The sequence below is a fragment of the Paenibacillus tarimensis genome, assembly GCF_021532315.1.
In the GTDB taxonomy this organism is placed as follows: Bacteria; Bacillota; Bacilli; order Paenibacillales; family Paenibacillaceae; genus Paenibacillus_I; species Paenibacillus_I tarimensis.
Window position 1 is genome coordinate 37,111 of the sequence record NZ_JAKGAO010000014.1, and the last position, 12,757, is coordinate 49,867.

Sequence of the window (12,757 nt, forward strand, 5' to 3'; positions counted from 1 at the left end):
ACATAGTGGAAATGATAAAGAGAACCCTATGCCGTGTAACGGGGAGACCATACGATCAGGTCGATTGGGATGAATCGGCCCCCCTTTTTCAGCATTATAATATGGATTCTTTCATGATTATAGAGCTTTTATTGAGCTTGGAGTCGTCAGGCGTCATTGATATTACAAGTATTGTTCCGAACTATTTGAAAAGTATCACAACATTAGCGGAGTATATCGATGAGATTCAGACTAGCAGAGAGATGAATTTATGAGCAGGATTGGCAAGTCTTACTATTATCTACCAAAAAAACGTCTGTCAGCTGACAAATGGGCAAGACAATCGGCCATGTACCCCGAAATTTCAGCACACTATGAGAAACATCACATGGAGCCTTTCCACGATGCTTCGCCTAACTCGGGAGAGGACCTTATATATAAAGCAATTGATGGTCTGCAGCAGCGATACGCCTTTAAACCCTCGAGAGTTAAGTATATTGCCCTGGCTTATCAAGTTCCTTGTTTCCCGAATATGACCGATATCTTTATTAATATACGTAAACGTTATAACTTTCACCATGCGGAATGCTTTTCGGTGAGAGAGCTCTACTGTGCTGTCCCTTTAATGTCATTGGAGGTCATGTTGGCACTGTCCATTAGACCCTCTTCAGCGAATGACTTATCCATCATCGTATCTGTAGGAAGATTCTACTCGCCCCTTTTTAGAGTTGATGGAGAATATATTGCTGGAGACGGTTCGGGTGCATTACTGCTGGATAATGAAATCGGTGATCCCATACTTGCTGTACACAATACTATGGATACCCGGGTAAATCTCAGAGACCGATCAAATATATGGGATATCTCTTATCTTATCAGTTTAAAGAAAGTGATAGAGGAGGCGGTAGATAAATCGGGAATCTCAATTGATGATATTCGGCTTATAATAGTAAATCGGGCGCCGTTATGGGTGTGGTCATCCTTAGCGAAGCTTCTGCGTGTTTCTGAGAAGCTCTTTTATTGCGGAGAGCCGGAGATTGGCCATCAGTTCGTTAACGATATTATTGTCAACTATGTGTCGGCTCTCCAGAATAGGTTGCTGGACACGGGTGATAGATATATGCTGTTGTGTCTTGGGTCATTTGGCGTAGCGGGGTGCGCTATTTGTTCAAGGGATACCACGTTTGAGATGGGGTTAGGATGATGGAGAACGCCTTGATTCAGGAGTTGGCACAGAAATATGGTACACCTTTGTTTATATATGATTTATCAGTTATTCTCAAGCGTATTCAGTATTTAACTGATCATCTGCATCCCTGCGTGAAATTATTCTATTCTCTTAAGGCCAATCCTAACCCCACACTTGTATATGAGATTCATAAGAGGGGGATACAACTTGAAGTATGCTCTCTTGGCGAGTACAGGACAGCCGTCGAATCCGGAGGAGAACCTCGGAAGCTAATGTATCTGGGACCAGGTAAAACCGAAGACGAAATTATAAAGGCCCTGGATAGTGGAGTTGGCTACTACATAGTAGAATCTCTGGATGAGCTTTATACAGTGATTAAACGGTCTGCGGCGACGGGCAAGCACGTCGGCATAGGCTTGAGAGTTAATCCGGCACAGACTATCCAGGGGTCCAAATTAAAGATGGGCGGAGTGCCAAGCCCGTTTGGTATTGATGAAGGCGTTTTGGACCAAGCGATTCAGGCCGTTAAGCTTCATGCCAATGTAAGTATTAAAGGGCTTCATGTCTACTATGGGACTAGGATATTGAAATCAGATGTTGTTATCAAAAATACGGAGAGTGTGCTCACAATCGCAGAACGCAAGATGCGTGAAAATCGGATTAAGCTAGAATATCTCGGTATTGGCGGAGGATTAGGAATTCCTTATCACAGCGATGAACAAGAACTGGATATTAAAAAAGTCATCCAGGGTGTTAATGAACGGCTAAATAGTTTTATATTACACAATGGTCCTATACAGATTATTATGGAGCTCGGGAGATATCTGGTAGCGGATGCAGGTGTATATATTTCAAGCGTGATTAGAACAAAGACTTCCCGCGGGATCCGATATGTGATGGTAGATGGAGGCACACATCATTTTGCTGCGGCCGGAGGGCTAGGAAGTCTCCTGAAAAAAAACTTTTCCATTGATGCAATAGTCGGAGAAACACGGGGAACGGTACGGCAAATGCTTGCCGGACCTCTCTGTACACCAGATGATATCTTGGGAAGAAACGTCGAGCTTCCGGTTCTCAGTAAAGGGGATCTTATTCGAATAAACCGGGCAGGGGCGTACGGTCTCACCGCCAGTCCGGCCATGTTCCTAAGTCACAGGCTACCTCGAGAAATACTGGTATGGCAGGGTAATGACAGCATAATTAGAAACTATGATGAATACAACCAGCCTGTAATCAGGCCGGTTTCATTATAAGGTCAAAAAACACGACTTTCTGCTTAACGGGACTGACCCCCGTTTGCGAGACAGGGATCAAAACACCTTTCAAGTTCTAAGCAGCCAGTTGCCGGTAATGAACCGGTGACTGGCTATTTAGTTTTGTTTGAATGCGAATTGAGTTATAGTAAGTTATGTAGTCTCGAACGGTCTGAACGACGATTGCCGTCGTCGTACAGGTTAACCCTTCGAGATAGAACGTTTCAGACTTTAGCGTGGAATGAAACGATTCGATGGGGGCATTATCAGCGGGCGTACCCTTGCGGGACATGCTCATGGTAATGCCTTTTCCTTTTACCGCTTCTTGATATGCCTGAGAGGTGTAGACGCTGCCCTGATCGCTATGGAGTATTGTGCCTGGAAGATCGGGTAACTGGCCCAGTATGTCTAGCACGAACGCCGTATCTTGCTTATCAGCTATACTGTAGGCCACAACCTCTCCGTTATACAAGTCCAGAATGCTCGACAGGTATAACGTTTTTCCGCCAAACGGCAAATACGTAATATCGGTAACGAGTTTTTGCAGGGGAGCATCGGCCTGAAATTGGCGCTTTAACAGGTTTTCTGCTATGTAGGCTGGCTGCCCTGTAGGTTTGCGTTTCTTCACTTTGACACGGCATTGTAGCCCCTCACGCTGCATAATCTGCTGCACGCGTTTGTGGTTAATCCTGTACTCTCTCCGAAGAAGCGCCGTGATCTTCCGGTATCCATAACGAAATTTATGCTGTCTGCAGAGCTCATGAATTTTTTCTACTATGTGATCCTTGGGTTTGCTCTCATATGCGGCTTTCCAGCGATAGTAAGTGGCACGAGGAAGTCCGATCCATGCGCATGCTTGGCTCACACTAACTTCCCCACGAATGGACTCCATCCATGCCATTATGATCTTGGGAGACACCTCCTTTCCAACTCCTTGTACTTTTTTAGCACGTCGATTTGTTGCTTCAGAAAACGATTCTCCGCCTTTACCTTCTCCAGTTCAGAAGCATATTCAGGCCCTTTACCGTAGCTGTATTGTTTACCCACTGGCTGCATTCTCTTGAAGGTGTTTTAATTTGTCTCATGCTTTGGGTCAGTCCCTAACGGAGAGTCGTGTTCTTTTGATTGAAACTTTTTCTAGTACTGTTACGGTAACGAGTTATATATCAACTGAAGTGATTTAGCGATGTGCATCTCTATGTCTTCGATTTCTTGGAGGAGGCGATTAATAGAGATTACCTCGTTATCTAACGACTGTGGTCGTAGCTGTGCGATCAATATTTTCATAACTAAATCACGCAATTTGTCAGCTGACACTGCCAGCAGAATCATAAATTCAGATGGAATCCATTGACTGTATAACGGGAAGTGCCGTTGCAAGAAATGCAGTAGTCCTTCCCTGGGATATCGGAAGTACTGGTTAATACGAATACTAAGCCACTTATGCCTGCAGGATTCAGAGCTGTATAAGGATAATAATGTAGGGAGTTCTTTCTTTAAGTGGGTGACAGCTTGACGCCCGCCAGGATAATTGATACCCGGCAGATAAATTCCAGATAAGTAATATTCTATTTTCTTTTTTAGTATGGCCCCTCGTCTGCTCTGGATGGTTTCAGCCGTCCGATCTGTCCGCGAGTTTAGATTTAATGTAATTAAGCGGCCGCATCCGTCAATTTTATCCGAAGTAATTGCCGCTTCTATTATGCTCTGATCTACCAAGGACGATATTCCATAGTGGTTATCTATAATAGAGAAATGTCCATCCCGCATACCGCAAACGTTTAGGATATGAAGCTCATGTTCTTTTAAATACGCCGAGTATTTCTTTCCAAGGTAATAGAGGTCTAGCGTCAGAAGCACGGGCATTCGGGCATGCTCGATAGTGTGATAGGAAAAGGGATCTTCGACGGGTTTGATGGCTTCGAATATCCACCTTATAGTTTCGTCAGTTTCATCTTCAATAAACTCGGACAACTCGTGTCCTGTATACACACAACTAAAATTAATGAAGGCTAGGGCATAATGGCTTATTCCATAGAACTGTAAAGAAGGTAACCAATTATTCCAATAGCAATTTGGACCGAGCCTTTCCTCTACCGGATTACTGTAATTGTTATTCAACACAATCCCCCCCTGTCCGGTGCCAATTCGCGGAAGCAGCATTGGCCTGTGAGATGGGCCCAATAGTCTCGGGCCATGCCCGCTCATAAGGGTCAACCAGTCCGCTCTGCATGGAGCAGAATGGGTCGCACGGGCTGTTCAGCCCTTCCCAGCCTTCCATGTAACCGCAATTGGCCCATCCGATCACATAGGGAAGCGAGAACAGCTGGCGAAGGTAATGGTAATAGGTCTTCCCAATAAGCTCTCTGGAGGGCAGCAAAGTCCCGCGCGAGAAGATCTGGTTGGGGGAAATAACCGCGAAGGAAGAATCACCCATCAAGATCGGTTTGCCTGTTATACGGTGAATCATCTCCAGTTCTTCGGCCTGTTCCCCGAAGGTGGAGAAGCATTCATAGAAGATGGCATCGACATGCCTGCCGACCGTCTCCACCAGATGATGCGGGAGCGTGAGATTGCCGTTTAGCTTATCGCCCAGAATGAGATGGAAGGGGTCAATTCGGCGGATTTCCCGGCAGTGCAAGGAATAGTAGGTGTCATAAATACACGCCAGCATGGCACTGCTGTCCCGCCGGGCGCGATCTGGGCTAGGAGGGCATGGCCAGTCAGTGGTGACGGCGATCTCTTCCCAGGTGGAGGAGGATACGCCGTATACCTTTCCGGCGTCTTCCGGTTGGGAGTAGAGTGTTTGGAGCAGATGCACCCAGGCCTGCTTCCCGGGTGCATGGCCTGGTAAACGCATATAACGCTGTACACAAGGGTGTACAGGAGGATCGGCAAGGTAGCGTTCGTTCTTCTCTGACAGCTTGTGGGCAAAGATCCGCTGGGAACGGTTATGCAGACAGTCTTGGGAGGGCGGGAAGCGGGAGCCCCCCAGTGAAAGGGCAGGCATGTCCATAAAGCCGTAACCAATCAAGTTTTTCCGGTCCTTGTGGGCCATGCACACGCGCTGGACGGCGCTTCTGACCTCTTGTGCGAATGCACCCGAGAATACATCGGGAAAATCGCTGAATTCTATGATTCCGGGCAGGACCTTAATCTGGGCAATATAGTAGAAGTGATCGCTAACCGCCGAACGGGGAAGGCAATTGTGGTAGCCGAATGTATTGAAGTTCCAGCTTCGCATGTTAGCCTCAACATTGCGCAGCCAGGCATGAAACGCACGGCTTTCCGTTTGAGGCTCTCCACGCTCATTGATCAGGTCCTGACCGTATACGGACAGGAAGTGAGCTTTGTTATAAGGGCCTAATAAGAAGTAAGGGTCCACATGGTTAATTCCAAGGCTCAGAAAATCTCCCTTGCGCGGATCGTGCAGCCACCATATTCCTTCCCGGCAGTTCACAGTAATGCAGGAATGATCTGCGGAATGGTCCATATTGAAACCTCCTGACTGTAATGGCAATCTGCTTCCATTATCCCGCAGCCGGGTGCTGCATGCTCTGATAATGTTGCTTAGTTAGCAGCGCTTTGGCCAATTGTGGAAAGATACCCCGAGTCTGCCTCCTACGATTTGATTTATCGTGAAAGACGTAACGCAATCGATCTTGGAGGCGATAGGAAATGCCATTGGTTTATGTGAACAGCAACTTGACGGTCCTGCCCTGGTTCCACACCGCGCAGCGAGTTACCGAGCTCTGCAATGAACTGCGGAAGGTGCAGCGGGGTGACGGAGCAGTCAGCCATGCAGGAGATGCGGCGGGAGCACTGGTCATTCGGCTGGTGGAGGAAATAAGGAGGCTTGGCGATTGGTTTAGCCCTGATTATGTTGATGCTCTGGAGGACGATCTTCTCCGCTGGCAGAATGAAGGGCTCGGGGAGCCGGATTTTTCGGCGTCTTTCAGCAAGTTTACGCCGGAGGCGAATGGACAGTTTAACTTTTTCCTGTTCCCGATCTACGATTTAACCTACCGTACCAAGGACGTGTTCCTTGAAGCATGCTTTGTTTACCGTAATGAGAATGAGGAGATCGGTCGCCTGCGGAACTTGTATCCGCTGGCTGTATTTCAGGGAGCGGAGCTGCTGCTCGCTACGGAAGGCCTTACGAAGAATAATATCTTTACACTCTTTCCCGAGAACATTGCCGTGAGATCAATCGGAGATCAGAAGAAGTTTGCATACTTCTTTATCAGCACGTATCTGAAGATATTTAATACCTACACGAAGCCTCTTGGCAAGGAGCTGCTGGAGACTAACTTCCATGTCCTGCACGCGTCAGAGGATGAAATTTATGATGCCAGATGCGCCTTCTCCTATACGCATGACCACTATCACTATGCTGGCAAGCTGCCGTTCAATGAGTTTTACAAGAAAAAGACAACGCTGCTCGGCAGCTTCTTTGAGGAAACGCGTGTCGAGGCGCTCACTTACGTGGAGCTGGTCCGCAGGAACAATATCCAGTGCACGATGGCTTCCGAGCTGGTGCTGCTGGAACGGCTGTTCCGTTACTGTTATACGAATGAACCGCAGGAGAGCTTTGATACGCTTACGAACTACTTCTTCCTGCATTATCTGGTCAAAGGAGGGGCGCTTCACCTCTCGGGCATGAAATTTTCCTTTGATCTGCCGAAGGTCCGTCAATGCTTCGAGAAGCTATCGGCTGAGATGGATGAGGTGGAGACCTGCATGCTGTGCTCTTCAGCTCAATCCTTTGAGGATATCATTATCGACTGGGCGAAGCCGTACGTGGAGTTCGACGAGAATGGAAGGGTGAAGAGAACGCTGTTTGCAGAATGGCTCAAGCAGAAGGGGACAGCCTGGGGGCTTGGCCATTGAAGGCAGAGGATGTGATTGATGCGCTGATCAGCCATGAAGAGCGCAGCAAACAGGATATTCACCTGGTACCGAGTGAGAATGCCCCAACAATGTTCAGCAGACTGCCGTATTTGATGGACATGTATAACCGGTACTTCTTCAATGAACAGAGGTCCCCCTCTGCATGGAATTTCAACGGGGCCAGGGGAGTGGCGGATCTGGAAACGGACCTGACCGTACCGCTGCTGAAGGAACTGACCGGTGCCCGGTATGTCAATGTGCGGCCGGTATCCGGACTGCAGGCTATGCTCATGATATTGATGGCTGCAGGCGGCGGTGCGGGCTCCCATATTCTTACGGTGTCTCCGCGCGATGGCGGCCACTATGCGACGAAAGGGCTGGCGACCGAGCTCGGGCTTCATGTGCATGAAATTGCAGTCAAGGATCTCGCTCAACTGGACATCGCTGAGGTGGAGAAGCAGCTGGAGAAGTGGCCGGTCAGACTGATTTATCTCGATCAATCGAGCGGTCTGTTTCCTTTCGCTGTTGCCCCGCTGGCTGAGCTGGTTAAGCGTTGTGATCCTTCTATTCATATCCATGTAGATACAAGCCATTGGCTGGGGCTTATTTTGGGCGGGGTCATACCCAATCCCCTTGCCGAAGGGGCAAGCTCCTTTGGCGGTTCCACTCATAAGACATTCCCCGGACCGCAAAAGGCTATCATTGGCACGAACGAAGCCGCCGTGTCCTTACGGCTGAAGCTGATGCAGCATTATCTGATCAGCAGCCACCACTTTGGGGCTTCGGCCAGCCTGGGGATTGCGCTGCTGGAATTCAAGGAACACGGTCAGGCCTACTCGCGTGGTATTCTCCGCAACGCCCGGTATATGGCCTCGTGCTTGGACCGGTACGGCTTCAAGGTGGCCGGGAAGGAGCTGGGCTACACCGGAGGCCACCAGGTATGGACATCCAGTGAACCGATCGGAGTTCCTGCCTACGAGGCGGGGGAACGTCTGTACCGGATTGGCATTCATGTCAACGTGCTGTCTTCCCTGCCGGGGTTTGAAGAGCCGGTTATTCGCCTGGGGCTTAACGAGTTTACTCGTCTTGGTGCGGAGGATAAACATGTGGCTGTTCTGGCTGACATCATGTTCCGGGCCATCGTGCAGACTGGCTCGGAGGCGGAATTAAGAGATGAAGTAAGCCGCTTGAGGCGCTGCCTGCCGGACCATTACGGACAGGGCATCTTCGATGAGAGACTGCTGGAGAAGTACAGTCTGCTCGCAGAACGGATAGGTGCGGATCTGCTCGGGGAGGTGGGGGGATGATGTCTAAGTCTGCAGAGGAGTGCCCGACATGGCTTGTTATTCCGCTTGCGGAGATATCGGAGAAGGACATTTCGCGGGTTGGAATGAAAGCTTACCGGCTCGGCTGTCTTCTTCGTGCGGGCTTTCCTGTGCCGGAAGGTTATGTGGTGACCAGCGAAGCGCGTCAAAGCCGTGAACAGCTCCTCTCTGCGTTACCTGCCATGTTCGGGGGGAGACTTGACAGGCTGTCCGTGGCTGTACGGTCATCCGGCTTCAGCGAAGACTCCTCCGCCCATTCTTATGCCGGTATGTACCAGACCTTTCTTCGTGTAGAAGGCGCTGCTGCTGTACTGGCGGCCATTGAAGCTTGCTTTGCCGCTGCTGATCGGGTTGCGGAGTCCAACGTATACGGGCAGCATTCGGATTTCGGCTGCGCTGTTATCGTTCAAGCCATGGTCTCTGCGGAGACGGCAGGTGTTGCCTTCACGCTGAATCCGGTGACGATGAGAGAGGAAACCGTCATTAATGCCGGGACCGGTACGGGTGAGCGGACAGTAGACGGCTCGATAACGCCGGAAGCGTGGACGGTTACAGAGGATGGGCATGCACGGCTAACGTACGGAACGGAAATCCTGAATGCTGCACTGGCGAACCGGATTGCTTCATTGGCCAAGGCGGTGGAGCGCTTCTTCGGTGAACCACAGGATATTGAATGGGCCTGGAAGGGCGGTGAGCTGTTCCTGCTGCAGGCGAGGCCTGTGACGGCAAAGCCGGACGATGAGCTGGCCGCACCCGGCGCAGGATGGAACCGGGACCCGATCCACTATCCATATCCGCTCTGCCCGGCCTTTCGGTGGGATCTGCAGGCGCTCGAAGAAGCGAGCCGTTCCATATTTGATGAGAATGGCATCATGCTGGAGAAGATTGAAGCACGGGAAATTAATGGCTGGCCATATTTCCGTGACTTCCCGCTTGCGGACGGCGAAGAGGTTGCCATAAGGGACGGGTACGTACAGCGCCTGAAAAAAAGTCTGCGGGTTGTCCGCACGGATAAGCTGTATCAGGATACAGAGAGCTGGCGCAGGGAATGGAAGCCCTTATGGATGCAGAGGATTGCCGGTTACCGGGGTGTTTCACTTGGGGAGCTGTCGGATACACAGTTGGCAGGCCATCTTGAGGAAATAAAGCAGTTCATACAGGAATCGAAGCGAATGCATCTAAGAATGAACTACCCGTTCGCGGTATTCGTGGGAGAGTTCGTGCTTGCCTGCCGGCAGTGGCTGGACTGGACAGACGACAAATGCCTGACGATGCTCCAAGGGACGTCCACCATGTCCAGTGAACCGGCACGGGAGCTGGCGAGACTGGGGAGAATTGCCGGAAAACGCAGCCGAACAGCGGATCTGCTGCGTAGACTTGGTCCCGGTACCCTCTCCATGCTGCAAGCTCAGGATGTATTTTTCTATGGCGAATTGGAAAGGTACAGAAACAGCTTTGGGCTTAGAACCCTTGGTTATGAAGTGCTGGAGAAGACCGTGGCAGAAATGCCGGAATTACTTCTTCGTCTTGTGCGCAGCCAGTTGCTGAATCAGGTTGATGAAGACGGGATGAACAATTCAGTTCAGGTGATGCAGGAGGCGCGTGCGCTGCTGGCAGGGCAATCAATGGAGATAAGAGGAAGGTTCGAGAAGCTGTTGGGTCGTGCTTTGGATGTCTATGGCCTGCGGGAGGAAAATGGTTACTATACGGTCGGAGCCCCTCTCGCGCTGATGAGGTTTGCTCTGTTGGAAGCCGGCCGGCGCCTGTCCGCACGAAATCAGGTTGAGAAGGCATCCGACGTGTTCTTCCTGGAGATGGAGGAGATTCTCCAGGCTCTGGGTCATTCGGGTATGGACTGCCGGAGTGCTGCGGCTGCCCGGTTCTGTAGGCGGCAGGCGGCGCTGAAACACGCCCCTTTCCTGCGGGAGCACCCGCCTATCGGGTATGACGGCGATCAAGATGTACCATCCTTTGAACGGTTCCCCGTTGAAGTCAGATCTTATTTCAGCAGCATTCACTGGTTTGTTACCCGTGATGAAGGGAAAGTGGCGGAGCTCCCAATGGCCGGTGAGCAAATGGAATCTGCAATTGCTCGGGGAATACCGGCTTGCAGCGGTGTCTATACCGGTACAGCCCGCATTATTCACTCAGAAGGGGATTTCCACAGACTTCATGAAGGGGACGTTCTGGTATGCAGGACGCTGCCCCCGGGCTGGTCGATGCTCTTCCCGGCAGCCGGTGCTCTTGTAACGGATATTGGTGGAGTATTATCCCATGCGGCCATTATTGCACGTGAATTTGGGATACCGGCTGTTATGGCTACCGGCTGCGGAAGCCGGGTCATCAAGGACGGGCAGCGTATCACCGTCGATGGTTTAACAGGCGCAGTAAGGGCAGAATCATCATGATAAATGGAAGCGGGAAGCCTTCCCGGTAGTTTCGTTAACTCAGACAGAGAAACCCTCAAGCTCAAATGATGACCAGCGGATACGTCCGGAGGCATAGAGCTTGAGGGTTTTGCCTTGTTATTGGGAATCTAAATGAACTGTCGCTTCAGCTCCTGATAATCTGTCTTTCCAGTCGTTGTCTTAGGCAGGGGGACTTCAGAGATCCAGAAACTTGCGGGGACGGCATAGGGAGGAAGATAGGTTGAACAGTGCTCTCTGAGCCCGTTTACAGAGATGAAGCTGCCGTGGACAGCTGCAGACAACTGAACCCGGTTTTCATGGGTTATGGCGATCACGGCTGCCTCGACGACCTCCGAATGCTGCTTGATTACCGACTCAACTGCACTGAGGTAGACACGCTGGCCGCTAATTTTGACCATGTTGTCCTTCCTGCTTACATAGTAATAGACCCCGTGTTTACGGGTCATAAGATCCTTGGTGGGAAAGAACAGCTCCTGATGTCCGGGAATTCGCTGCGTAGGACCCGTCTCCCGGCTGCTATAGTAGCCGTGCATTACGGTAGGGGAGCTTACATAGAGCTCACCGATCTCACCATCGCGACAGGGCTGTAATGCATCGTCCAGAAGCAGAGTCTTTACATAGGGCAGCGGCTTCCCGAGCGGAAGATCAGCCAATTCATGGGCATCAGCGGGTATAGGATAAGCGAGAATGTCGTTACACTCTGTATTGCCATACAGGTTGTAAACCTGGGCATTGGTAAAATGTATCTGGGCCGACCGCACCTCACTGAGAGAAGCCTTCTCACCCGACAGAAACAGTGAGTTTACGCGGCTCAGCTCCTCTTCCTCCCGAAGCACGAGCAGCAGGAGCCGCAGCGCCGATGGCACCAAGAACAGTGTGGAGATTCGTTCCTCCAGAATGATGTTCTTCACATATTGCGGGTTCCACCGCTGCCGAGGGGATATCAGTACACACCGAGCGCCGGCTGCCAGTGGAAGGAAAAGGGGAAACAGACTCATGTCGGAGTGAAGAGGGGCGTGACACAGAAAGCTGTCGGTGCTGTGGAACTTATAGTTTTGACCCCCGAGAAGCGTATAGGAGACGAGATTGCTATGGGAGAGCATCACTCCCTTGGGCAAGCCCGTAGACCCCGATGTGAAGTAAAGAAAGGCAGGGTCGTTCCCACCGAGTGGAGTCTCCGCATAGCTCATCGCAATCTGTGGGTTCTGTGCTGCTTCTATGGCGGCATCATGGAGAAAGAGCTGCTGGCTGCCGCTTATGTGAGGAGTCAGAGCCGGGAGCATGCTTGCGGAGACGAAGAAGGCATCTGGCGAGAGGACATCCAACACACGGTAGAAGCGATCATCCTCCATATTTAAAGGCATACAGACTGCACCAAGCTTTAGGCAGGCCCAGTAAGCGATGGCGGAATGAAGGGGATTGTCACAGTAAAAAGCCATATAATGCCCTTTCCTGACACCTCTTTCATAGAAATATCCAGCCATCCGGGCGGAGAGAAGCTGCAGCTCCGCATATGTAAGGGACTGTGGGGGTTGTCCCTGCGCTTTGTAGGTGTAGGCTGTCTGTTCGGCGTAACGCCCGGACAGCTCTTCTCCCAGTGCTCTAACGGTCATGGTCATCTAGATCAGGCCTCCAGTAATAAGAATTGAACAACGAAAGACTAGTAAGCAAGCAATAAACTACGCTCAACTA

The 12,757-nt window shown here is 50.7% G+C and carries 9 protein-coding genes and 1 pseudogene; 6 read left to right on the top strand and 4 right to left on the bottom strand.

The features are described 5' to 3' along the window. Positions 1–11 precede the first annotated feature (11 nt). Genes L1N82_RS23600 through L1N82_RS16225 form a run of 3 tightly spaced genes read left to right on the top strand, consistent with a single transcriptional unit; the run spans position 12 to position 2,421 of the window. Positions 12–254 carry a phosphopantetheine-binding protein gene (locus L1N82_RS23600; protein ID WP_407946767.1) on the top strand — a complete coding sequence of 81 codons (243 nt, stop codon included), beginning with the start codon at positions 12–14 and terminating at the stop codon, positions 252–254. Continuing rightward, positions 251–1,183, top strand: coding sequence for a beta-ketoacyl-[acyl-carrier-protein] synthase family protein (locus L1N82_RS16220; protein ID WP_235288503.1), 933 nt, complete (start codon positions 251–253; stop codon positions 1,181–1,183). Before L1N82_RS23600 ends, L1N82_RS16220 begins: the two co-directional genes overlap by 4 nt. Continuing rightward, entirely contained in the window at positions 1,180–2,421 is a 1,242-nt protein-coding gene (locus L1N82_RS16225; protein ID WP_235288504.1) for a type III PLP-dependent enzyme domain-containing protein, read from the top strand. The genes L1N82_RS16220 and L1N82_RS16225 overlap by 4 nt, the downstream gene beginning before the upstream one ends. A gap of 76 nt (positions 2,422–2,497) precedes the next feature. On the opposite strand, the pseudogene L1N82_RS16230 reads toward L1N82_RS16225, so the two are convergent. The 3 genes and pseudogenes from L1N82_RS16230 to L1N82_RS16240 form a co-directional block, all read right to left on the bottom strand. After that, a pseudogene (locus L1N82_RS16230) lies at positions 2,498–3,492 on the bottom strand (IS3 family transposase); the annotation flags it as partial. A gap of 75 nt (positions 3,493–3,567) precedes the next feature. Further along, positions 3,568–4,542: a hypothetical protein gene (locus tag L1N82_RS16235; RefSeq protein WP_235288505.1), complete on the bottom strand. Its 975-nt coding sequence runs from the start codon at positions 4,540–4,542 to the stop codon at positions 3,568–3,570. Next, positions 4,535–5,914, bottom strand: coding sequence for a hypothetical protein (locus tag L1N82_RS16240; RefSeq protein WP_235288506.1), 1,380 nt, complete (start codon positions 5,912–5,914; stop codon positions 4,535–4,537). Before L1N82_RS16240 ends, L1N82_RS16235 begins: the two co-directional genes overlap by 8 nt. A gap of 185 nt (positions 5,915–6,099) precedes the next feature. Between L1N82_RS16240 and L1N82_RS16245 the strand changes: the two genes are divergently transcribed. From L1N82_RS16245 to L1N82_RS16255, 3 genes are read left to right on the top strand one after another with little or no spacing between them, the layout of a single operon-like run. Next, on the top strand, positions 6,100–7,311 hold the full coding sequence (locus tag L1N82_RS16245; protein WP_235288507.1) for a DUF6421 family protein: 1,212 nt from the start codon (positions 6,100–6,102) through the stop codon (positions 7,309–7,311). Beyond that, positions 7,269–8,618: a PLP-dependent aminotransferase family protein gene (locus L1N82_RS16250; RefSeq protein ID WP_235288508.1), complete on the top strand. Its 1,350-nt coding sequence runs from the start codon at positions 7,269–7,271 to the stop codon at positions 8,616–8,618. The genes L1N82_RS16245 and L1N82_RS16250 overlap by 43 nt, the downstream gene beginning before the upstream one ends. After that, positions 8,618–11,044: a PEP/pyruvate-binding domain-containing protein gene (locus L1N82_RS16255; RefSeq protein ID WP_235288509.1), complete on the top strand. Its 2,427-nt coding sequence runs from the start codon at positions 8,618–8,620 to the stop codon at positions 11,042–11,044. The genes L1N82_RS16250 and L1N82_RS16255 overlap by 1 nt, the downstream gene beginning before the upstream one ends. Before the next feature lie 128 nt (positions 11,045–11,172). Here the strand turns inward: L1N82_RS16255 and L1N82_RS16260 are convergent, their stop codons facing one another. Further along, the gene (locus tag L1N82_RS16260; protein ID WP_235288510.1) at positions 11,173–12,684 is read right to left on the bottom strand and encodes an AMP-binding protein; all 1,512 of its coding nucleotides are present in this window, start codon (positions 12,682–12,684) and stop codon (positions 11,173–11,175) included. Positions 12,685–12,757 lie beyond the last annotated feature (73 nt).

Excerpts from the sequence above, each read along its gene's own strand:
- L1N82_RS23600 (WP_407946767.1), top strand. The coding sequence starts at position 12 with ATGATAAAGAGAACCCTATGCCGTGTAACGGGGAGACCATACGATCAG.
- L1N82_RS16220 (WP_235288503.1), top strand. The coding sequence starts at position 251 with ATGAGCAGGATTGGCAAGTCTTACTATTATCTACCAAAAAAACGTCTG.
- L1N82_RS16225 (WP_235288504.1), top strand. The coding sequence starts at position 1,180 with ATGATGGAGAACGCCTTGATTCAGGAGTTGGCACAGAAATATGGTACA.
- L1N82_RS16240 (WP_235288506.1), bottom strand. The coding sequence starts at position 5,914 with ATGGACCATTCCGCAGATCATTCCTGCATTACTGTGAACTGCCGGGAA.
- L1N82_RS16245 (WP_235288507.1), top strand. The coding sequence starts at position 6,100 with ATGCCATTGGTTTATGTGAACAGCAACTTGACGGTCCTGCCCTGGTTC.
- L1N82_RS16250 (WP_235288508.1), top strand. The coding sequence starts at position 7,269 with ATGGCTCAAGCAGAAGGGGACAGCCTGGGGGCTTGGCCATTGAAGGCA.
- L1N82_RS16255 (WP_235288509.1), top strand. The coding sequence starts at position 8,618 with ATGTCTAAGTCTGCAGAGGAGTGCCCGACATGGCTTGTTATTCCGCTT.
- L1N82_RS16260 (WP_235288510.1), bottom strand. The coding sequence starts at position 12,684 with ATGACCATGACCGTTAGAGCACTGGGAGAAGAGCTGTCCGGGCGTTAC.